This window comes from Bradyrhizobium zhengyangense (assembly GCF_022012435.1).
Taxonomy (GTDB): domain Bacteria; phylum Pseudomonadota; class Alphaproteobacteria; order Rhizobiales; family Xanthobacteraceae; genus Bradyrhizobium; species Bradyrhizobium zhengyangense.
This window is the reverse complement of sequence record NZ_JAKLUA010000001.1, coordinates 534971-553275: the sequence shown is the minus strand read 5'-3', so window position 1 is coordinate 553275 and position 18305 is coordinate 534971. Positions and strand designations below refer to the sequence as shown.

The window sequence follows — 18305 nt, the reverse complement described above, 5'->3', positions numbered from 1 at the left end:
TATGCCCAAATTTTCGAGCAAGCGCCGTGTCAATCACAGCGCACCCGAGATGTTTGATCTGGTCGCCGACGTCGAGCGTTACCCGGAATTCGTGCCGCTGTGCAGCGCGCTGAAAATCCGCCAGCGGATGGCGAAGCCCGACGGCACCGAGGTGCTGGTCGCCGACATGACTGTGTCGTTCAAGCTGGTCAAGGAATCCTTCACCAGCCGCGTGACGCTCGACCGCGCGAATCTGAAGATCCTGGTCGAATATCTGCAAGGTCCCTTCAGTAATCTCGAAAATCGCTGGACGTTCGAGGCGAGAGGCCAGCAGGACGGCAATGAATTCTGCGACGTCGGCTTCTTCCTCGCCTATGAATTCAAGAGCCGCATGCTGGCGATGCTGATGGGCTCGATGTTCGACGCGGCGTTTGCGCGGTTTTCAACCGCGTTCGAAAAGCGGGCGGATGCGATCTACGGCCGGCCGAAGCTGGCGTCGTCCTGATCAATCCACGGCTTTGACGACATCCGGCGGCTGCGAGGCGTAATACGCTGCGGCAGCATCAATCTCCTGAGGCGTCATCGCGCGGGCGATGTTGCGCATCTGCTGGCTGATGTCATTGCGGCGCTCGCCTTCGGCAAACGCCTGGAGCTGAGCTTTCATGTAGGCCTCGGACTGTCCTTCCAGCCACGGGCTGCCGGTCTTGTTGTCGAGGCTGCCATGGCAGGCGCCGCAGGGTGCGATGCCGCGCAGCGGCGCACCAAAGATGACGATGTTGGGCTTCGGTAGTTGCGGCGTCGGGTGATAGGCCGGAAGCCGTGGCAAATAAGCATAATAGTTTGAGAGGTCGGCGATTTCATCGTCGGTCAGGTTGACGGCAAACGGCGACATCACGGCATTGCTGCGCGCACCGGAGCGGAAATCGTGCAGCTCCTTGTAGATCACGGCGGCATATTGGCCGGCGAGGTTCGGCGAGTCTGCGCGGCTAATGCCGGTCGGACCGTGACAGATGGCACAGCGCTGCGCCAGCGTCGCACCGCGGCCGATCGCTTCCTGGCTTGGACGCGACAGCGTATGCGAGGTCAGGACGACATCGGACAGACGTTTTGTCTCTTCGGGCGCTGCGACGGTCGCGGTCCGTTGTACCACGCCTGCGGCGCTACAGATCGCGTCCCAGACATTGGCGAACTGGATCCAGGGCTGGGCAAAGGGCAGCACGATAAAGCCGGCAATCGCGGTCACAATCAGGATTGCGGCAATGATGCCGACGCCCCGCGTGAAATGAGGATTGTTGAGGGAGAAAAGGTCGCGGGCGCTCATCACTGCGCTCCCACATAGACGGCTGGCACCGATGTCCCCGTGGTCGCGAGGTTGAGGATCGGATAGCCGTAGTTGGTGATGGTGAGCGCGATCATCAATGCCACCCACAGCGCATGGGTGTTGAGTGCAACGGGCACGGTTGCCGGCTGGTGCACGGCGACCGCAAAGCGATAGGCGCCGGCGTCGACCTGAGGCGCACGCATGCCGCGCGCTAGGATGACAATGAACATGATCCCCGAGGTCAGCAGGACGAAGCCGCCGATCGCGGAGAATATCACCGAAAGCGCCTGCGGCGCGATCGCGGGATCGGCGAAGTCGAAATAGGCCATGCGGCGCGGCATGCCCAAAATGCCGACCCAGTGCCACGGGAAGGTGGTGACGACCATGCCGATGAACCACAGCCACAGCTGGGTGCGGATAAGACGGACATCGATCAGTTCGCGTCCGGTCAGATGCGGCCATAGATCATAGGCGATCGCAAAATACATGATGACGATGGCGCCGCCGAAGATCAGGTGGAAATGACCGGTGATCCACTGGGTGTTGTGGATGGACGCATCGAGCTGATAGCTCATGTTGATGAGCCCGCCGGCGCCGCCAAAGCCGAGCATGACGAACGAGAACGCCAACGCCAGCATCATCGGGTTGTCCCAGGGCAGGGCCCTGAGCCAGCCGAACAGGCCGCGGCCACCGCGAAGCCGCGCCGCGATCTCGACCGAGGCGCAGATCGTGAACACCGTGAGCAACGTCGGCAGCGCCACGAGCGCGGTGAAAGCCGAATGGATGAACTTGAAGCCGGCGCCGACTTGCGGATCGGCGAAGGTGTGGTGCATGCCGATGGGCATGGCCACCACCAGGAACAGGATGAAGGAGATCCGCGCCATGCTGTCCGAGTAGACCCGGCCGCCGATTGCGCGCGGCACGATCGTGTAATAGGCGATGTAGGTCGGCATCAGCCAGAAATAGACGATGGCGTGGAGCGTCCAGGAGAAGAACACCCGGGCAAGCCCCGCATCGATGGTGTTCTTTAGCCCCGCGGCGACGGGAATGATCTGGAGCAGCAACTCGAGCGCTGCGCCGACCGCGGTCCAGGCCCAGAGATAGGAGCCGGCGACATTGGCGAACATCGCGAGCGGCACCGGCGCCCCAGGATGGGCCTTGCGCCAGATGCGCAAGTTAATCGACATCAGCGCGACCCAGATCCAGGAGCCGACCACGACCAGCACGACCCCGAGGTAGTAGAAGATGTTGCCGATCAGCGGCGGATAGAACGTGTAGAGCACGGAGGCGCGCCCGAGCGCGATCGGGATCACCGCCATGATGCTGCCGGCGACGATCAGCCAGAATCCGGTCCAGGCCCAGCGCACGCCGACCAGGCGCTGCTCCAGCGCGGACTCGCTGATGGCATAGCCAAATCCCATCGCGACCAGCGTCGGGAACACGTAGCCCATGACAGTGCCGTGCGCGGTCAGCGAGCGGTAATAGAGTTCGGGGTTGGAGAGCCAGGTGCCGAGCGGGCTACGAATGAACATCTGCCAGGCGCCAAGCGTCAGCGCGACGCCGAACACCGCAAACGCCAGCCAGAAATGGGCGAGAATGAGCTTCCTATTGACCAACACAGCTCAGCCTCCCGCCGGCCTTCGCGCGATTTGCGAAGTCAGTCTTGTCGATCACCTTGATCTTGCCCCACATGCCTTCATGGCCGAAGGAGCAGAACTCCTGGCAGGGCATCAGATAGTCGCCGGTCTTCGTAAAGCGCATCAGCTGCTCGGAGATGTAGCCCGGCACCAGCATGGTGTTGACGTTGGTGCCCTGGACCAGGATGCCGTGCACGACGTCGGCGCTGGTCGCGCGCAGCGTGATCGGCGTATCGACGGGCACCACGATGCAGGCCGGCGTGAAGGAATATTGCTGGCCGATCGCGCGCACGGTGACATTGCCGTTGGCTTCCAGCACGCTGCCGAGATTGCTCTCGACGAACTCGCCCGAGAGATGGATGCGCGAGGGATCGGTGGTCTCGACCCGCGGCTGCGGCATGGTCGCACGATGGATGCCGGCGAAAGCCGCGAGCAACGCCATGCCCACGATGATGATCACGGCAATCGTGGCCCAGCGCCGCTCGACGCGCGCCGCGACCTCGACGCTGCCGTGGGCTTGCCCTGTGCTCATTGCAGCGACCCGCGCGGCAGGAAGACGAACAGATAGAACGCGAGCCACATCGCGACCACGCAGGCCGTGGCGATGCCGGCCAGCACAATCGCCCCTGAAGGCCCCTGGGCAACGACTTCCTCGACGGCCTGATCGGCGGCTGCTGGGCTGGTTGGAGGATCGGAATTGAACATGGCGGATCTCAATTCAAAGGCGCGGAGCGCAGCTCGTTGGCCTCGCGCGCCGAGACCGGCGAGCCACGATTGCCCCAGGCGGTGCGGATGTAGGAGACGACGGCGGCGACCTCGTTGTCGGAGAGGAGGCCCGCGAAGGGCGGCATGCCATAGGGCATCGGGTTGCCCTTGGTACCCGGCGGATAGCCGCCGTTGAGCACCATGCGGATCGGGTTGACCGCCGACTGCATCTCGATCGACTGATTGTTGGCGAGCGGCGGCCAGTGTGGCGGCTTGCCTTCGCCCTGCGTGCCGTGACAGCTCGCGCAATTCTTGTCGTAGACGGTCTTGCCGAGGCTGATCAGCAGGCTGCTCTCGGTGTTGGGCAGAACGGAGCTTGCGGGCGGCGGTGACGAGCCTTCCGCGATGCCCTTGAGGTAGACCGCCATCGCCTTGGTGTCTTCGTCATTGAGATATTGCAGGCTGTTGTGCACGACCTCGGCCATCGGCCCGTAAACCACGCCGCGCGCGGAGACGCCTGTCTGGAGCAGATCGGTGATGTCCTTGATGCTCCAGTCGCCGAGGCCCGCCTCGCGGTTGGAGGTGAGCGAGGGCGCGTACCAGTTCTGCATGGGAATCAGACCGCCCTTGAAGGCGTCGGACTGCGACGTGCCGCCAAGCGCGTTGATCGGCGAATGGCACATGCCGCAATGGCCGAGGCCCTCGACCAGATAGGCGCCGCGGTTCCACTCGGCCGATTTGCTCGGATCGGGCTTGAACTCGCCCTCACTAAAGAACAGCGTGCGCCAGCCGAGGATGAGCTGGCGATTGTCATAGGGGAAGCGCAGATCGTGCTCGCGGTTTCGCTGGTTCACCGGCGGGATCGACTTCAAATAGGCGAAAATCGCGTCGGTGTCGGCGCGTGTGACCTTGGTGTAGGACGCGAAAGGCATTGCCGGATACATCAGTCCACCGTCGGGAAAGCGGCCGTAATGCATCGACTTGTAAAAGTCCTCCGCGGTCCATTTGCCAATCCCGGTCTCCCGGTCCGGCGTAATGTTGGACGAATACAGAGTCCCGAACGGTGTTGGCATGGCGCGCCCGCCGGCGAAGGTTCGGCCCTCCGGCGCAGTGTGGCAGGCAATGCAATCGCCGGCGCGCGCCAGATATTCGCCGCGCGCGACGAGTTTGGTGCCGGCGGGCTCGACCTGCTGCGCCTCCACGGTCGAACCGGCCATGAGCAACAGCCACGTGCCAAGGATTGGTGAGCACCAATGCATCCCCATCTCCTCAATCCCCTTCACTGCCGCAGGCGAATGGCAGCACGTAGGTGCCCTTGGGCACCGGAGCAAGGTTCACCGGGGCCTGACGGCTTGCAAGCCATGCCGCGACTGCCGTGACGTCCTCCTCTGTCAGCCGGGCAGCGACCTGCTGCATGCAGTCCGGGGCCTTCGCGGTGCGGGTGCCGTAGCGCCACGCCCCTAATTGCGCGCTGATGTAGTTCGGCCGCAGTCCGAGCAGGCCCGGAATTCCCGGCTCCATTCCGGTCAAGGCCGGTCCGTGGCAGCTCCCGCAAGCCGGTATCTGGCGCTGAGGGTCACCACGCGACACCAGGAGCTGACCGCGCTGCAGCACCTCCTGGCTCGCATCGTTGGCTGCGACGGGCGGCAAAGGCGGATGCTGATCGGCGAAATACTCCGCCATTTGCTGCAAGTACGGATCGGTGAGGAATTCCAGCAGGTAATTCATCGGCGGGTACTTCCGCCGGCCACTCTTGAAGGCGAGGAGTTGATTGTAGAGATAGCCCGCGGGCTTGCCGGCGAGGCGCGGGAAATAGACATCGCTGGTGCCTTCGCCTTTGTTGCCGTGGCAGGGCGTACAGGCCTCGACCCGCGCCGCCATCGTATCGGGCGGCAGGCTCGCCGTTTGCGCGGCCGCACCATCAAAGGCGGCCAAAGTGGCGACAAGTACGGCTAAGGCCGTGGCGCGAGCGAACACTTTGTCGCCCTCCAGAATGCTGATCCGGTTGATTCCGGATCACAACGTAGGGCAGCATTATTGCGGCAATATTTTTCCGCGCAAGTTCGCAATAGGGCGATGACGTTCGGTCGCGCCGCTGCATCGCGCTTCGCGATCGTTTCGAACAAAATTGTGTGCGTTTTGACAAGAACGCATGTCGCCGCATCCTCGCTGCATGTCTTGCCCGAGCCTTGTTTCATTTCTTCACCCTCTGATGTCAGAGGCGGCTCATCAACTGCGCACATTTGGAGTGACAAGTGCAATTTGTGCCAAAACGCTTTGGACTGACGGAACGCCCCTTGCCGTGGGCGACACACCCGCATCAGCTGCATTCGTGAGAGATGCAATTACAATCCGAGTCGGGCGCAGGGCTTACGTAGCAGGACCAGGAGACATGGCGCGTTGGAAGCAATCGTGGAGCGACGACGACCTCGATCGGCTCAGGAAGCTTGCAGGGACCAAGCCAATCACAATGATCGCGAAGGAGCTCGGTCGTACCACGGGAACCGTGCTCGCGAAGGCAATCGAGCAAAAGCTTCCTGTCATCCCTCGGATCGAGCGAACCTCGCAAGGATCGAACCTGCCTTGAGCGTCGAACCCGTCTCGATCGATTCCCGGATGTCAGGTCGACCCCATCTATGCGATTAAGCCGCTGGCCGGCGGTTGGTATCTCTCCGGTCGGTCGGTTGCGCCTCGCGGTTAGCGCTTCGCGCAGCCGCGAGGCTGACCCACCCTTACGAAAGCCGAGAGAGCGCTCAACCCCGCGGCGACCGTGGCGGCCTGCGCTTTGTCGCATGCCGGCGCGGCGTGCGCGTGACGCGGGGACGCAGGCGGCTCGCGGCGGCGCGTTGCGGCTTGGCGGCAGCTTGCGGGCCGCGGGCGAGCTCCATCAGCATGCGCAGGGCTTCGACCACCGAGCGCTGGCGCACCGCGGTGCGCCCGATCGCGCCAAAACGTTGCTCGCGGTGGATGATGCGGCCGTCGCGCGCCGCAGCGGCGAAATGGACGAGGCCGACCGGCTTGCCCGGCGTGGCGCCGCCAGGGCCCGCGATGCCCGTGATCGCAACGGCAAGGTCGACATCCGCGCGCTCGAGCGCTCCGACTGCCATGGCGGTCGCGGTCTCCTTGCTGACCGCGCCGAAATTGGTGAGCGTGCTTGCCTCGACGCCGAGCATCGCGCGCTTGGCGTCGTTGGAATAGGTGACGAAGCCGCGGTCAATGACGTCGGACGAGCCGGGGATGTCGGTCAACGCACCGGCCACAAGGCCGCCGGTACAGGACTCGGCGGTCGCGATCGTCAGCTTGCGCATCCGGCACAAATCGAGCAGCGAGCGGGAGAGGGCGCGTGCGTCGCTGCCGCCCATGACCTAGACGCTCCAAGTCTTTTCGTTAAATGGCAGGCGGATGGTGGCGCTCGCGGTAGCCGCGATGCCTTCCTCGCGGCCGGTGAAGCCGAGCCGCTCGCTGGTGGTCGCCTTCACCGCGACACGGGAGATGTCGACGCCGGAGATCTCGGCGATGCGCGCGCGCATGGCATCGCGCAGGGGGCCGATCTTCGGCCGCTCGCAGATCATGGTGACCTCGAGATTGGCGATGCGGCCGCCGCGCGCCGTGACGCGCTCGATGGCGTATTTCAGGAACTGGTCGGAGGAGGCACCCTTCCACTTCGCATCGCTCGGCGGGAAGTGCGAACCAATGTCGCCATCGGCGAGCGCGCCGAGGATCGCATCGACCAGGGCATGCAGGCCGACGTCACCGTCGGAATGCGCCAGGAAGCCTTTCGTATGCGGTACACGCACGCCGCAGAGCATCAGATGGTCGCCTTCGCCGAAGGCGTGCACGTCGTAGCCCGTGCCGGTTCTGATATCACCGAGCAGGCTGGCCAGGCGCGCTTCCTCGCGCACGAAATCTTCGGGAGTGGTGAGCTTCATATTGGCAACATCGCCTTCAAAGGTCGCAACCGTCAATCCCGCCCATTCGGCGATCGCAGCGTCATCGGTGAAATCAGATCGCCCGTCCTTGGCCGCGCGACGATGCGCCTCGAGGATGACATCGAAACGAAAGGATTGCGGCGTCTGCGCGACTCGCAAGGACGCCCTATCAGGTGTGTCCTCGACGTCACCGTTCGCACTCGTCACCTTGATCGTGTCAGTGACGGGGACGACTGGGATCGCAGCGCCCGTGCGGCTGGCCGCCTCGATCGCGCGCGAGATCACGCCCGAAGAGACAAAGGGCCGTGCGGCGTCATGAATCAGGACGATGTCGGGCTTGTGCTTCGCAAGCGCTTCGAGGCCTGACAGCACCGAGGCCTGGCGCGTCGCGCCGCCATTGGCCGGTGCCTCGTGCTTGAGGCCTGCGACCGCTGCCGTGAACATGGCGCTGTCGTCCGGGTTCACTACCGGCTGCACGGCGAACACATCGGGATGGGTGCTGAACGCCTCCATGGCGCGGTAGATCACGGGCACGCCGCCTATCTCGCGATATTGCTTGGGGCCACCGGCGCCTGCGCGCAGGCCACGTCCGGCCGCGACGAGAACGACTGCGGTGCGCTGTGATTTCGCCATAGGACTCAAATATTCAACTGCTAAGGGGGGAGTCGGGGAGTGAGGTGACTGCCAGCATGCCTCTAGCACGGCAGGCCCGCAAAAAAAGGGGGTTTCCCCGGATTGTGGGATTCAGCATTTTGCTGCACTGCACTTGAAAGATCTGCAGAACTGTCTAAACTGTAGGCATGACGCTTGACTGCACAAGAATTGTGCGCAAGATAGATCATGGCAGGCGCGATGAGGCGCCGTCCACGCAACGAGACCCCTGTGACCGGCTCGGCAGTATCAGGCTCTAAGCCATTGAAAATAGGCGATATTGAAATCGCCAATCCGGTCTTCCTGGCACCGATGTCGGGAGTGACGGACTCACCCGTCCGCCGTCTGGCCGCCGAGCTTGGGGCTGGCCTGGTCGTCTCCGAAATGACGGCCAGTGACGAGCTCGCCAATGGTCACCGCATGTCGCGGTTGCGCTGCGAAGCGACCGGTGTTGGGCCCCATATGGTCCAGCTCGCCGGCTGCGAGGCGCATTGGATGGCCGAGGGCGCCCGGATCGCCGAAGCCGAAGGCGCCGACATCATCGATATCAATATGGGCTGTCCGGCCCGCCACGTCACCGGCGGCCAGTCGGGCTCGGCCCTGATGCGCGACCTCGATCACGCCGTCGGCCTGATCGAAGCGACGATATCAGCGGTGAAAGTGCCGGTGACGCTGAAGATGCGGCTCGGCTGGGACGATCGCACCCGCAACGCGCCTGAGCTGGCCCGTCGCGCGGAAGCCGCCGGCATCAAGCTTGTCACTGTTCACGGCCGCACCCGTTGCCAGTTCTATAAGGGCGAGGCCGATTGGGATGCGATCCGCGCGGTACGCGAGGCGATCTCCATTCCGCTCGTCGTCAATGGCGACATCACGTCTTACGAGAAAGCGCTCGCGGCGCTCGAGGCCTCCGGCGCCGATGCCGTGATGATCGGTCGCGGCGCCAACGGCCAGCCCTGGCTGCCGGGCGAGATCGGGCGGCGGTTGAAGGGTGGGGCGGCCGAAGCCGCGCCCTCGCTCGCGACGCAGCTGCATTATGTCCGCACGCTTTATGAGGGCGTTTGCGCACTCTATGGCTTGCGTGTCGGCCTCAAGCATGCGCGCAAACATCTTGGCTGGGCGCTCGATGTTGCGGCCGAAGCCAGCGGCGTGTCGGTCGAGACGTTGAAGGCCTGGCGCCAGAAGATTTTGACATCCGAGGATCCGGGCCTCGTCCACCGGTCGTTGCAGGATGCCTTCGACGATTTTGCATGGAGCGCCGCTGCATGAGCTCAGCCGCTGACCATCGCAAACCGGCCGACAGCGAGGCAATTCTCGATGCCTTGCCCAATCCCGTGCTGATGATCGGGCCGGACGGCAAGATCGTCGCCGCCAATATTGCGACCGAAGCGTTCTTCGAAATCTCGACGCAGTTCCTGAAGCGGCAGTCGCTGAAAGAGCTGGTGCCGTTTGGCAGCCCCTTGCTGGCGCTGATCGACCAGGTGCGCTCGTCGAACTCGCCGGTCAACGAATACAAGGTCGATCTGGGCACGCCGCGCATGGGCGGCGACCGCCAGGTCGATCTTCATGTCGCCCCGCTCACCGAGCGCCCTGGCCATATCGTGGTGATGCTCCAGGAGCGCTCCATCGCCGACAAGATGGATCGCCAGCTCACCCACCGCAGCGCTGCGCGCTCGGTGATAGCGCTAGCAGCGATGCTTGCGCATGAGATCAAGAATCCGCTCTCGGGCATCCGCGGCGCGGCGCAGCTCCTGGAGCAGCAGGCGTCGTCCGAAGACCGCATGCTGACCCGCCTGATCTGCGATGAGGCCGACCGCATCGTGACGCTGGTCGACCGCATGGAGGTTTTTGGCGACGAGCGCCCCGTGGTGCGCGGCCCCGTCAACATCCATTCCGTACTCGACCACGTGAAGCGGCTGGCGCAGTCGGGCTTTGCCCGCAACATCCGCTTCATCGAAGACTATGATCCCTCGCTGCCTCCAGTGCTGGCCAACCAGGACCAGCTGATCCAGGTGTTCCTCAATCTGGTGAAGAATGCCGCCGAAGCGCTGATCGACGTGCCTGACGCCGAGATCCAGCTCACCACCGCGTTCCGCCCGGGCGTGCGCCTGTCAGTCCCCGGTCAAAAATCCCGGGTATCCCTGCCGCTCGAATTCTGCGTGAAGGACAATGGACCGGGCGTGCCGGACGATCTTCTGCCCAACCTGTTCGACCCGTTCGTGACCACCAAGCAGACCGGCTCTGGCCTCGGTCTTGCTCTGGTCGCGAAGATCGTCGGCGATCACGGGGGCATCATCGAATGCGAGTCTCAGCCGCGCAAGACCACCTTCCGCGTGCTGATGCCGATGTACTCGACATCGGTCAAACACGCAGATCACAGCAGTCGCGACGGCTCTGCCGGGAAGTCGTCGTCTGCATCACAGGGGGCAAAATGAGGATTAACGATGCCCGCAGGTAGCATTCTCGTAGCTGATGACGACACCGCCATCCGCACGGTTCTCAACCAGGCACTTTCCCGGGCCGGGTATGAAGTCAGGCTGACCGGCAACGCCGCGACGCTATGGCGCTGGGTCAGCCAGGGGGAGGGCGATCTCGTCATCACCGATGTGGTGATGCCGGACGAAAACGCCTTCGACCTGTTGCCGCGGATCAAGAAGATGCGGCCGAATTTGCCCGTCATCGTCATGAGCGCGCAAAACACGTTCATGACGGCGATCCGCGCCTCCGAGCGCGGCGCCTATGAATATCTGCCTAAGCCCTTCGACCTGAAGGAGCTGATCGCGATCGTCGGCCGTGCGCTCGCCGAGCCGAAGGAGCGGGTCGCGACGCCCGACGATGACGCCGAGATGGAGGCTATCCCGCTGGTCGGCCGCTCGCCGGCGATGCAGGAAATCTACCGCGTTCTCGCGCGCCTGATGCAGACCGACCTTACCGTGATGATCACGGGCGAGTCAGGCACCGGTAAGGAGCTGGTGGCGCGCGCGCTGCACGATTACGGCAAGCGTCGCAACGGTCCGTTCGTCGCGGTCAACATGGCGGCGATCCCGCGTGACCTCATTGAATCCGAGCTGTTCGGCCACGAGCGCGGCGCCTTCACGGGCGCCAACACGCGGGCGTCCGGCCGGTTCGAGCAGGCCGAGGGCGGCACATTGTTCCTCGACGAGATCGGCGACATGCCGATGGAGGCGCAGACCCGCCTGCTGCGCGTGCTTCAGCAGGGCGAATACACGACCGTCGGCGGCCGCACCCCGATCAAGACCGACGTGCGGATCGTTGCTGCGTCCAACAAGGATCTGCGTGTGCTGATCCAGCAGGGGCTGTTCCGCGAGGACCTTTTCTTCCGCCTCAACGTCGTGCCGCTGCGGCTGCCGCCCTTGCGCGAGCGTATCGAGGATCTTCCGGATCTCGTGCGTCACTTCTTCGCGCTCGCTGAGAAAGACGGCTTGCCGCCGAAGAAGCTCGATGCGCTGGCGCTTGAGCGGATGAAGCAGCATCGCTGGCCCGGCAATGTGCGCGAGCTGGAGAATCTCGCCCGACGCCTTGCCGCGCTTTATCCGCAGGACGTGATCACCGCATCCGTCATCGACGGCGAGCTGGCGCCGCCCTCTGTCAGCCCGGGTGCCGCCGTCCAGCAAGGTGTCGACAATCTTGGCGGCGCGGTGGAGGCCTATCTCTCATCGCACTTCCAGGGTTTCCCGAACGGCGTGCCGCCGCCCGGCCTCTATCACCGCATCCTCAAGGAGATCGAGGTGCCGCTGCTGACGGCTGCGCTGGCCGCCACCCGCGGCAACCAGATCCGCGCCGCCGATCTGCTCGGCCTCAACCGCAACACGCTGCGGAAGAAGATCCGGGATCTCGATATCCAGGTCTACAGGAGCGGGGGTTAGCCATCGCGACAAACGCTATACACGTTTTCGCGGAGGTGGCTCAGCTCCCCCTACCACAGCGGAGCTGAGCCTGTCCGGATCGCGCTGGCCGTTCGTGGCAGGCGCGGAGATCAGAAGTCCTGATAAGGCTGAAATGTTCCGTTGGAGCATTCGAATTGGTCGTCCCGTCGCAGCGCGCAGTCTCGCACCTACCTGAGCAAGTGAGCTGCGACCGGCTGGATGTTGGCCATCTGCGCGGTCTGGTCCTGCCTGCTCGGCCCGTTGACCAGAAGGTCAGAGGCCACGATCAGCAGCAACACCGCCGAAACCATCGTTGCGAGAAAGAACCTGTCCATGCCGGTTAAGCCGGAAGGGCCGGAATCTGTTCCCGCCGTCGGACATGGTCTTCTTACCTTTTCCCCACAGGGTTCCGCGTAGCGGCTGCGCGCGCAAGGCGCCCACCGTTGACCTATGTCAACGTAGGCCGATGGGGGCTCGCCTTGAATGACCTTGCACGACGACGATGAGGTCGAAGATGGCGATGGAAGATCTGAAACTGCCTGATGGTCCCATGTCGGGGCTGGTCGCCTCGGCCGTGGAGTATCTGGTCGATGCCGGACAGCGCAGCGTGCTGTTTTTGGACATCATGCGCCAGCGCGGCGACCAATATCGCGAGCATGTCGCGCAAACGGCACCGCATGTGCTGCAATATGCTGCCGAATTGATCACGGACGGCCGCAAGCTGGACGAGCCCGTCAATTACGCACTGGTGCGCATCATCCCACCCAAGGATGTCACGATCGACATGACCCGGCGACCATTCGTCGTGGTCGATCCGCGCGCAGGCCATGGTCCCGGCATCGGCGGTTTCAAGGCGGACAGCGAGATCGGCGTCGCGATGAGGGCGGGGCATCCCTGCTATTTCATTGGGTTCCTGCCCGAACCCATGCCGGGCCAGACGATCGAGCGCGTCGCGCGGGCCGAAGCGAAGTTTCTTGAAACTGTCATCAGCCGTCATCCCGACGCGGACGGCAAGCCCTGCGTCATCGGCAATTGTCAGGCCGGCTGGGCGGTCATGATCCTGGCATCGCTGCGGCCGGAACTGTTCGGGCCGCTGATCATCGCCGGCGCGCCGCTCGCCTATTGGGCCGGCGTCCACGGCAAATATCCGATGCGCTATTCGGGCGGCCTGTTGGGCGGAAGCTGGCTTACCGCGCTCGCCAGTGATCTCGGCGCCGGCAAGTTCGACGGCGCCTGGCTGGTGCAAAATTTCGAGAACCAGAACCCGTCGAACACGCTCTGGACGAAGCAGTACAACGTCTATTCCAAGGTCGACAGCGAGGCCGAGCGATATCTCGATTTCGAGCGCTGGTGGGGCGGCCACGTCAACCTCAATGCGGAAGAGATCCAGTTCATCGTCGACGAGCTGTTCATCGGCAACAATCTCGCGGCCGGCCGCATCGAGATGTCTGATGGCCAGAAAGTCGATCTGCGCAACATCCGCTCGCCGATCGTGGTGTTCTGCTCCAAGGGCGACAACGTCACCCCGCCGCAGCAGGCGCTTGACTGGATCCTCGACTGTTATGCCGATGTCGACGAGATCAGGGCCTACGGTCAGACCATCGTCTACACCGTTCACGACAGCATCGGCCATCTCGGCATCTTCGTGTCCGGCGGCGTCGCTAAGAAGGAGCATGCCGAGTTCTCCAGCAACATCGACCTGATCGACGTGCTTCCGCCCGGGCTCTACGAGGCGACGTTCGAGGCGAGGGGCAACGAGACGCTCAATGCCGATCTTGCGGCGGGGCAATGGGTGATGCGCTGCGAGGCACGAACGCTCGACGACATCAGGGCCATGGGCGGCAATTCCCCCGAGGACGAGCGGCGGTTCGCGGCCGCCAAGCGCGTCTCCGAGCTCAATCTGGCGGCCTATCAGAAGTTCGTGCAGCCCTGGATCAAGAAGATGGTGACACCGCAGGTGGCGGATTGGGCGCGCAACATGCATCCGCTGCGGATGCAGTACGAGGCATTCAGCAGCCAGAATCCCTGGATGTCTGCGGTGAAAGCGGTCGCCGATCGCGTCGAGGAGAAGCGCAGGCCGGTGTCGAAGGACAATCCGTTCCTGGCCTTCCAGGAGCAGATCTCGAAGCAGATCGTGCACGCGCTCGACAGCTGGCGCGACACCCAGGAGGCGCTCAGCGAGACCATCTTCCTCAACGTTTATGGCTCACCTGCGCTCCAGGCCGTAGTCGGCATCGATCCCAATTCCGTGCCGTCACGCCGCCGCGAGATGTCGGACGAACATCGCGTCATGCTCGCGAAGCGTGTTGCGGAGTTGAAGGCGAAGATCGGCGAGGGTGGTCTCCGTGAAGCCTCCATCCGCGCGCTGCTCTATGTCGGCTCCGCGCGCGGCATGGTGGACGAGCGCAGCATCGAGGCGCTGCGTCAGCTCAGGCGCGACCATGCCGGCCCCCGGGTGACGTTGTCCGAATTCAAGATGCTGGTGCGCGAGCAGTTCTTCATGCTGCTGCTGGATCGGGAGGGCGCGCTGGCGGCCATTCCGGGTCTGTTGCCTGCCGATATGAACCAGCGGCGCGCGGCCTTCGCGGCGATGCGCGAGGTACTGTCGGCGAGCGAGGACATCACCGGCGAGCGCGCCAATCGCTTGAGCCGTGTTGCCGGGCTGTTCGGCCTGGACGGGGAGGGCGAGGCGGTGTCGAACGTTGCCCCTTTCGACTCGCAGGCAAGAGCGTCGTAGCGCGGATTGGCGGAAACGGGAGTGACACGATGTCGGCCGATACGACGCACAAGACCGGCAGCAAGTACGACCGGCTGATCGCGATGGCGCAGGCCGTGCCCCCGACACCGACCATCGTCGTGCACCCCTGCGACGAGACCTCACTCCGCGGCGCCATCGACAGCGCCAGCGTGGGCATCATCCGGCCGATCCTGGTCGGGCCCGAGAAAAAGATCAGGGATACGGCCGCAAAATTCGATCTCGACGTCTCAGGATTCGAGATCGTCGACGCCGCGCACAGCGACGACGCGGCGGCCAAGGGGGTCGAGCTGATCCATGCCGCCAGAGGCGAGCTGCTGATGAAGGGCAGCCTGCATACGGACGAGCTGATGCGCGCCGTCACGGCGAAGACGGGCGGCCTTCGCACCGACCGGCGCATCAGCCATGTTTTCGTCATGGACGTGCCGGCTTACGCCGAGACGATTTTCGTGACGGATGCCGCGATCAACATCTTCCCCGATCTCGACGCCAAGCGCGACATCATCCAGAACGCGATCGATCTCTACAACCAGGCCGGCTTCGGCAAGACGCCGCGGGTTGCGATCCTGTCGGCGGTCGAAACGGTCACCTCGAAGATCCCATCCACGATCGAGGCCGCGGCCCTCTGCAAGATGGCCGATCGCGGCCAGATCACCGGCGGCGTGCTCGACGGCCCGCTGGCGTTCGACAACGCCATCGATCCGGAAGCGGCGCGGGTCAAGGGCATCGTCTCCGAGGTCGCGGGACGAGCCCAGATCCTGATGGTTCCGGATCTCGAATCCGGCAACATGCTGGCCAAGAATCTCGCTTATTTCGCCAAGGCCGACGGCGCGGGCATCGTGCTGGGCGCACGGGTGCCGGTCGTGCTGACCTCGCGCGCGGACTCGCCGCGCGCGCGCATGGCATCCTGCGCGGTCGCAGCGCTTTACGCATCCGCCCGGCGCCAGAAGGCGCCGACAGTCGCCGCGTGACCGCCATGGACACGATCCTCGTCGTCAATGCCGGCTCCTCGAGTGTCAAGTTCCAGGTCTATTCGATCGAAGGCGAGGGCACGCTGCGCCGGCAGATCAAGGGGCAGATGGACGGCATCGGCAGCCGGCCGCGCCTGCGTGCCGGCGGTGCCAGCGGGCAGTCGCTGGCCGATCGCGCCTATCCGATCGAGGCGGTGCCCGATGTTCCGGCGGCAATGGCCGTTGCCGGAGACTGGCTGCGCAACGAGCTCCAGGTCACGCCCATCGCGGTCGGCCACCGCGTCGTGCATGGCGGCCCGGACTATTCGCGGCCGGTCCTGATCGACCATGGCGTCGTGTCCCGCCTCGAACGATTTGTTTCTCTGGCGCCGCTGCACCAGCCGCACAATCTCGCACCGATCCGCTCGTTGCTGACGAATTTCCCAAAGCTGCCGCAGGTGGCGTGCTTCGATACGGCCTTTCACCGCAACCATGATGCCGTCGCCGATCACTATGCCATTCCGCATCAGCTCCACGCCGAAGGCGTCAGGCGCTACGGATTCCACGGCCTGTCCTATGAGTACATCGCCCGAACGCTGCCGGGCGTCGCGCCCGCGATCGCGAAGCAGCGCGTGATCGTCGCCCATCTCGGCAGCGGGGCCTCGATGTGCGCGCTCATGGACGGCCGCAGCGTCGAGAGCACCATGGGCTTCACGGCGCTGGACGGCCTGCCGATGGGAACGCGACCCGGACAAATCGATCCAGGCGTGCTGCTTTATCTGATCTCCGAAAAGGGCATGCCGCCTTCGAAAGTGCAGGACTTCCTCTACCGCGAATGCGGCCTGAAAGGCCTCTCCGGCATCAGCAACGACATGCGCGAGCTGGAGGCCAGCGACGATCCGCAAGCAAGGCTCGCGATCGACTATTTCGTCTACCGGATCGCCCTCAACGCCGGAATGCTGGCTGCGGCCCTGCAAGGGCTCGATGCCTTCGTGTTCACAGCCGGTATCGGCGAGAACTCGGAATCGATCCGCGCGCGCGTTACAGCCAGGCTCGAATGGCTCGGCGCAGTGCTGGATGCAGGCGAGAACGCCCGCCACGCGCGGCTGATCTCCCATGCCGACAGCCGCATCCCCGTCTATGTCGTTCCGACCGACGAGGAGCTGATGATCGCCCAGCACACGCTGTCGCTACTGATGAACGGACAATCGCACAACGCTAGACCTGAGAGGGTGTCATGATCCCCGTATTTCCGGACAGCAAGGTGGCCCTCAAGGGAAAGAAGGGGCTGATCGTCGGCATCGCCAACGACCAGTCGATCGCCTGGGGATGCGCGCGGGCGTTCCGCGCGCTCGGCGCGGATCTCGCCGTGACCTATCTCAACGATCGCGCCAGGAAGCATGTCGAGCCGCTGGCGCAGGCGCTGGAAGCCCCGATCTTCATGCCGCTCGACGTCATGGCTGAAGGCCAGACCGAGGCGGTGTTCGAACGCATCGCGTCGGAATGGGGACAGCTCGATTTCCTGCTCCATTCCATCGCCTTCTCACCCAAGGAAGCGCTGCACGGCCGCGTCGTCGACGTCGGTCGCGACGGCTTCCTCAAGACCATGGACGTGTCGTGCTGGTCGTTCTTGCGGATGGCCCATCTCGCCGAACCCCTGATGAAGAACGGGGGCACGCTGTTCACCATGACCTATTACGGCAGCCAGATGGTCGTCGAGAATTACAACATCATGGGCGTGGCGAAAGCCGCGCTCGAAGCCTCCGTCCGCTATGTTGCAGCGGAACTCGGTCCGAAGGGCATCCGCGTCCACGCAATCTCGCCGGGGCCGCTTGCGACCCGTGCCGCCTCGGGCATTCCCGAATTCGACGAGCTGATGGACAAGGCGCAATCCAAGGCGCCGTCGCGTAGTCTCGTCAGCATCGACGATGTCGGCAATGCCACCGCTTTCCTCGCGCTCGACGGCGCCAAGCTGATCACCGGCAGCGTGCTGTATATCGATGGCGGCTATCACATCATCGATTGAGCGCGCTCAACGATAATGCAAGGCAATGAGCTCGGCGACGCAGGCGGGCTTCTTGCCGCCCTCGATCTCGATGACGAGATGATAGTTGACGCGCAGGCCATCCGGCGGCACGTCCTCGGCCTCCGCGACTGTGACGCGGCCGCGCAGCTTTGAGCCGGCCGGAACCGGCGCCAGATAGCGGATGCGATCGGCGCCGTAATTCAGCGTGTTGCGCAAACCTTTCAGGCCGATCACGGAGCGGATGAAGAGGGGCGCCAGCGCCAGCGAGAGCAGGCCGTGGGCGATGGTCTTGCCGCCAGGCATCTCCTTGCTGGCGCGCTCCTGATCGACATGGATCCACTGCTCGTCGCAGGTCGCGGCCGCGAACTGGTTGATACGATCCTGCGACACCTCGACCCAGTCGCTGACGCCGATCTCGATACCAATGGCGGATTTGATGTCGTTGAAGTCGCTGAATATCCGCATGGC

18 protein-coding genes are annotated in these 18305 nt (G+C 64.1%); 8 read left to right on the top strand and 10 right to left on the bottom strand.

The features are described from left to right. Nucleotide 1 precedes the first annotated feature (1 nt). Nucleotides 2–484 carry a type II toxin-antitoxin system RatA family toxin gene (locus tag L6637_RS02615; protein ID WP_237862461.1) on the top strand — a complete coding sequence of 161 codons (483 nt, stop codon included), beginning with the start codon at nucleotides 2–4 and terminating at the stop codon, nucleotides 482–484. Here the strand turns inward: L6637_RS02615 and L6637_RS02610 are convergent, their stop codons facing one another. The 8 genes from L6637_RS02610 to L6637_RS02575 all read right to left on the bottom strand — a co-directional run bounded on the left by L6637_RS02610 (nucleotide 485) and on the right by L6637_RS02575 (nucleotide 8204). Continuing rightward, entirely contained in the window at nucleotides 485–1300 is an 816-nt protein-coding gene (locus L6637_RS02610) for a c-type cytochrome (protein WP_237869042.1), read from the bottom strand. Then, nucleotides 1300–2919, bottom strand: coding sequence for a b(o/a)3-type cytochrome-c oxidase subunit 1 (locus L6637_RS02605; RefSeq protein ID WP_237869041.1), 1620 nt, complete (start codon nucleotides 2917–2919; stop codon nucleotides 1300–1302). The genes L6637_RS02610 and L6637_RS02605 overlap by 1 nt, the downstream gene beginning before the upstream one ends. Beyond that, nucleotides 2906–3469: a cupredoxin domain-containing protein gene (locus tag L6637_RS02600; protein ID WP_237862458.1), complete on the bottom strand. Its 564-nt coding sequence runs from the start codon at nucleotides 3467–3469 to the stop codon at nucleotides 2906–2908. The genes L6637_RS02605 and L6637_RS02600 overlap by 14 nt, the downstream gene beginning before the upstream one ends. Next, nucleotides 3466–3642 (bottom strand): hypothetical protein, encoded by a 177-nt coding sequence (locus L6637_RS02595; protein ID WP_211395848.1) that lies wholly within the window; start codon nucleotides 3640–3642, stop codon nucleotides 3466–3468. Before L6637_RS02595 ends, L6637_RS02600 begins: the two co-directional genes overlap by 4 nt. A gap of 8 nt (nucleotides 3643–3650) precedes the next feature. Further along, the gene (locus L6637_RS02590; protein ID WP_237869040.1) at nucleotides 3651–4859 is read right to left on the bottom strand and encodes a cytochrome c; all 1209 of its coding nucleotides are present in this window, start codon (nucleotides 4857–4859) and stop codon (nucleotides 3651–3653) included. A 52-nt stretch (nucleotides 4860–4911) separates the two neighbouring features. Beyond that, complete coding sequence (locus L6637_RS02585; protein WP_237862456.1) at nucleotides 4912–5619, bottom strand: c-type cytochrome; 708 nt, start codon at nucleotides 5617–5619, stop codon at nucleotides 4912–4914. A 776-nt stretch (nucleotides 5620–6395) separates the two neighbouring features. Then, nucleotides 6396–7004: a CinA family protein gene (locus tag L6637_RS02580; RefSeq protein WP_237862455.1), complete on the bottom strand. Its 609-nt coding sequence runs from the start codon at nucleotides 7002–7004 to the stop codon at nucleotides 6396–6398. 3 nt (nucleotides 7005–7007) lie between these two features. Further along, a complete protein-coding gene (locus L6637_RS02575) occupies nucleotides 7008–8204 on the bottom strand; it encodes a bifunctional 2-C-methyl-D-erythritol 4-phosphate cytidylyltransferase/2-C-methyl-D-erythritol 2,4-cyclodiphosphate synthase (protein WP_237869039.1) in 1197 nt (398 codons plus the stop codon). A gap of 282 nt (nucleotides 8205–8486) precedes the next feature. Here L6637_RS02575 and dusB point away from each other — a divergent pair, with 282 nt between their 5' ends. The 3 genes from dusB to ntrC are packed head-to-tail and all read left to right on the top strand — an operon-like array spanning nucleotide 8487 to nucleotide 12106. After that, a complete protein-coding gene (gene dusB, locus L6637_RS02570; RefSeq protein WP_237869038.1) occupies nucleotides 8487–9488 on the top strand; it encodes a tRNA dihydrouridine synthase DusB in 1002 nt (333 codons plus the stop codon). Further along, on the top strand, nucleotides 9485–10654 hold the full coding sequence (locus L6637_RS02565; RefSeq protein WP_237862452.1) for a two-component system sensor histidine kinase NtrB: 1170 nt from the start codon (nucleotides 9485–9487) through the stop codon (nucleotides 10652–10654). Before dusB ends, L6637_RS02565 begins: the two co-directional genes overlap by 4 nt. 9 nt (nucleotides 10655–10663) lie before the next feature. Continuing rightward, complete coding sequence (gene ntrC, locus L6637_RS02560; RefSeq protein ID WP_237862451.1) at nucleotides 10664–12106, top strand: nitrogen regulation protein NR(I); 1443 nt, start codon at nucleotides 10664–10666, stop codon at nucleotides 12104–12106. A 188-nt stretch (nucleotides 12107–12294) separates the two neighbouring features. On the opposite strand, the gene L6637_RS02555 is transcribed toward ntrC, so the two are convergent. Then, on the bottom strand, nucleotides 12295–12441 hold the full coding sequence (locus tag L6637_RS02555; RefSeq protein ID WP_237862450.1) for a hypothetical protein: 147 nt from the start codon (nucleotides 12439–12441) through the stop codon (nucleotides 12295–12297). 179 nt (nucleotides 12442–12620) lie between these two features. Here L6637_RS02555 and L6637_RS02550 point away from each other — a divergent pair, with 179 nt between their 5' ends. Genes L6637_RS02550 through fabI form a run of 4 tightly spaced genes read left to right on the top strand, consistent with a single transcriptional unit; the run spans nucleotide 12621 to nucleotide 17837 of the window. After that, a complete protein-coding gene (locus L6637_RS02550; protein ID WP_237869037.1) occupies nucleotides 12621–14843 on the top strand; it encodes a DUF3141 domain-containing protein in 2223 nt (740 codons plus the stop codon). A gap of 29 nt (nucleotides 14844–14872) precedes the next feature. After that, the gene (locus L6637_RS02545; RefSeq protein ID WP_237869036.1) at nucleotides 14873–15832 is read left to right on the top strand and encodes a phosphate acetyltransferase; all 960 of its coding nucleotides are present in this window, start codon (nucleotides 14873–14875) and stop codon (nucleotides 15830–15832) included. A gap of 5 nt (nucleotides 15833–15837) precedes the next feature. Further along, nucleotides 15838–17052 (top strand): acetate/propionate family kinase, encoded by a 1215-nt coding sequence (locus L6637_RS02540; RefSeq protein WP_237869035.1) that lies wholly within the window; start codon nucleotides 15838–15840, stop codon nucleotides 17050–17052. Then, on the top strand, nucleotides 17049–17837 hold the full coding sequence (gene fabI / locus L6637_RS02535) for an enoyl-ACP reductase FabI (RefSeq protein WP_237869033.1): 789 nt from the start codon (nucleotides 17049–17051) through the stop codon (nucleotides 17835–17837). Before L6637_RS02540 ends, fabI begins: the two co-directional genes overlap by 4 nt. Nucleotides 17838–17843: 6 nt before the next feature. Here fabI and L6637_RS02530 read toward each other — a convergent pair whose 3' ends face one another. Continuing rightward, nucleotides 17844–18302: a MaoC family dehydratase gene (locus tag L6637_RS02530; protein ID WP_237862445.1), complete on the bottom strand. Its 459-nt coding sequence runs from the start codon at nucleotides 18300–18302 to the stop codon at nucleotides 17844–17846. Nucleotides 18303–18305: the final 3 nt, after the last annotated feature.

Coding starts and splice junctions, on each gene's coding strand:
- L6637_RS02615 (WP_237862461.1), top strand. CDS start 2: ATGCCCAAATTTTCGAGCAAGCGCCGTGTCAATCACAGCGCACCCGAG.
- L6637_RS02610 (WP_237869042.1), bottom strand. CDS start 1,300: ATGAGCGCCCGCGACCTTTTCTCCCTCAACAATCCTCATTTCACGCGG.
- L6637_RS02600 (WP_237862458.1), bottom strand. CDS start 3,469: ATGAGCACAGGGCAAGCCCACGGCAGCGTCGAGGTCGCGGCGCGCGTC.
- L6637_RS02595 (WP_211395848.1), bottom strand. CDS start 3,642: ATGTTCAATTCCGATCCTCCAACCAGCCCAGCAGCCGCCGATCAGGCC.
- L6637_RS02590 (WP_237869040.1), bottom strand. CDS start 4,859: ATGGCCGGTTCGACCGTGGAGGCGCAGCAGGTCGAGCCCGCCGGCACC.
- L6637_RS02580 (WP_237862455.1), bottom strand. CDS start 7,004: ATGGGCGGCAGCGACGCACGCGCCCTCTCCCGCTCGCTGCTCGATTTG.
- L6637_RS02575 (WP_237869039.1), bottom strand. CDS start 8,204: ATGGCGAAATCACAGCGCACCGCAGTCGTTCTCGTCGCGGCCGGACGT.
- L6637_RS02565 (WP_237862452.1), top strand. CDS start 9,485: ATGAGCTCAGCCGCTGACCATCGCAAACCGGCCGACAGCGAGGCAATT.
- ntrC (WP_237862451.1), top strand. CDS start 10,664: ATGCCCGCAGGTAGCATTCTCGTAGCTGATGACGACACCGCCATCCGC.
- L6637_RS02555 (WP_237862450.1), bottom strand. CDS start 12,441: ATGGACAGGTTCTTTCTCGCAACGATGGTTTCGGCGGTGTTGCTGCTG.
- L6637_RS02550 (WP_237869037.1), top strand. CDS start 12,621: ATGGCGATGGAAGATCTGAAACTGCCTGATGGTCCCATGTCGGGGCTG.
- L6637_RS02545 (WP_237869036.1), top strand. CDS start 14,873: ATGTCGGCCGATACGACGCACAAGACCGGCAGCAAGTACGACCGGCTG.
- L6637_RS02540 (WP_237869035.1), top strand. CDS start 15,838: ATGGACACGATCCTCGTCGTCAATGCCGGCTCCTCGAGTGTCAAGTTC.
- fabI (WP_237869033.1), top strand. CDS start 17,049: ATGATCCCCGTATTTCCGGACAGCAAGGTGGCCCTCAAGGGAAAGAAG.
- L6637_RS02530 (WP_237862445.1), bottom strand. CDS start 18,302: ATGCGGATATTCAGCGACTTCAACGACATCAAATCCGCCATTGGTATC.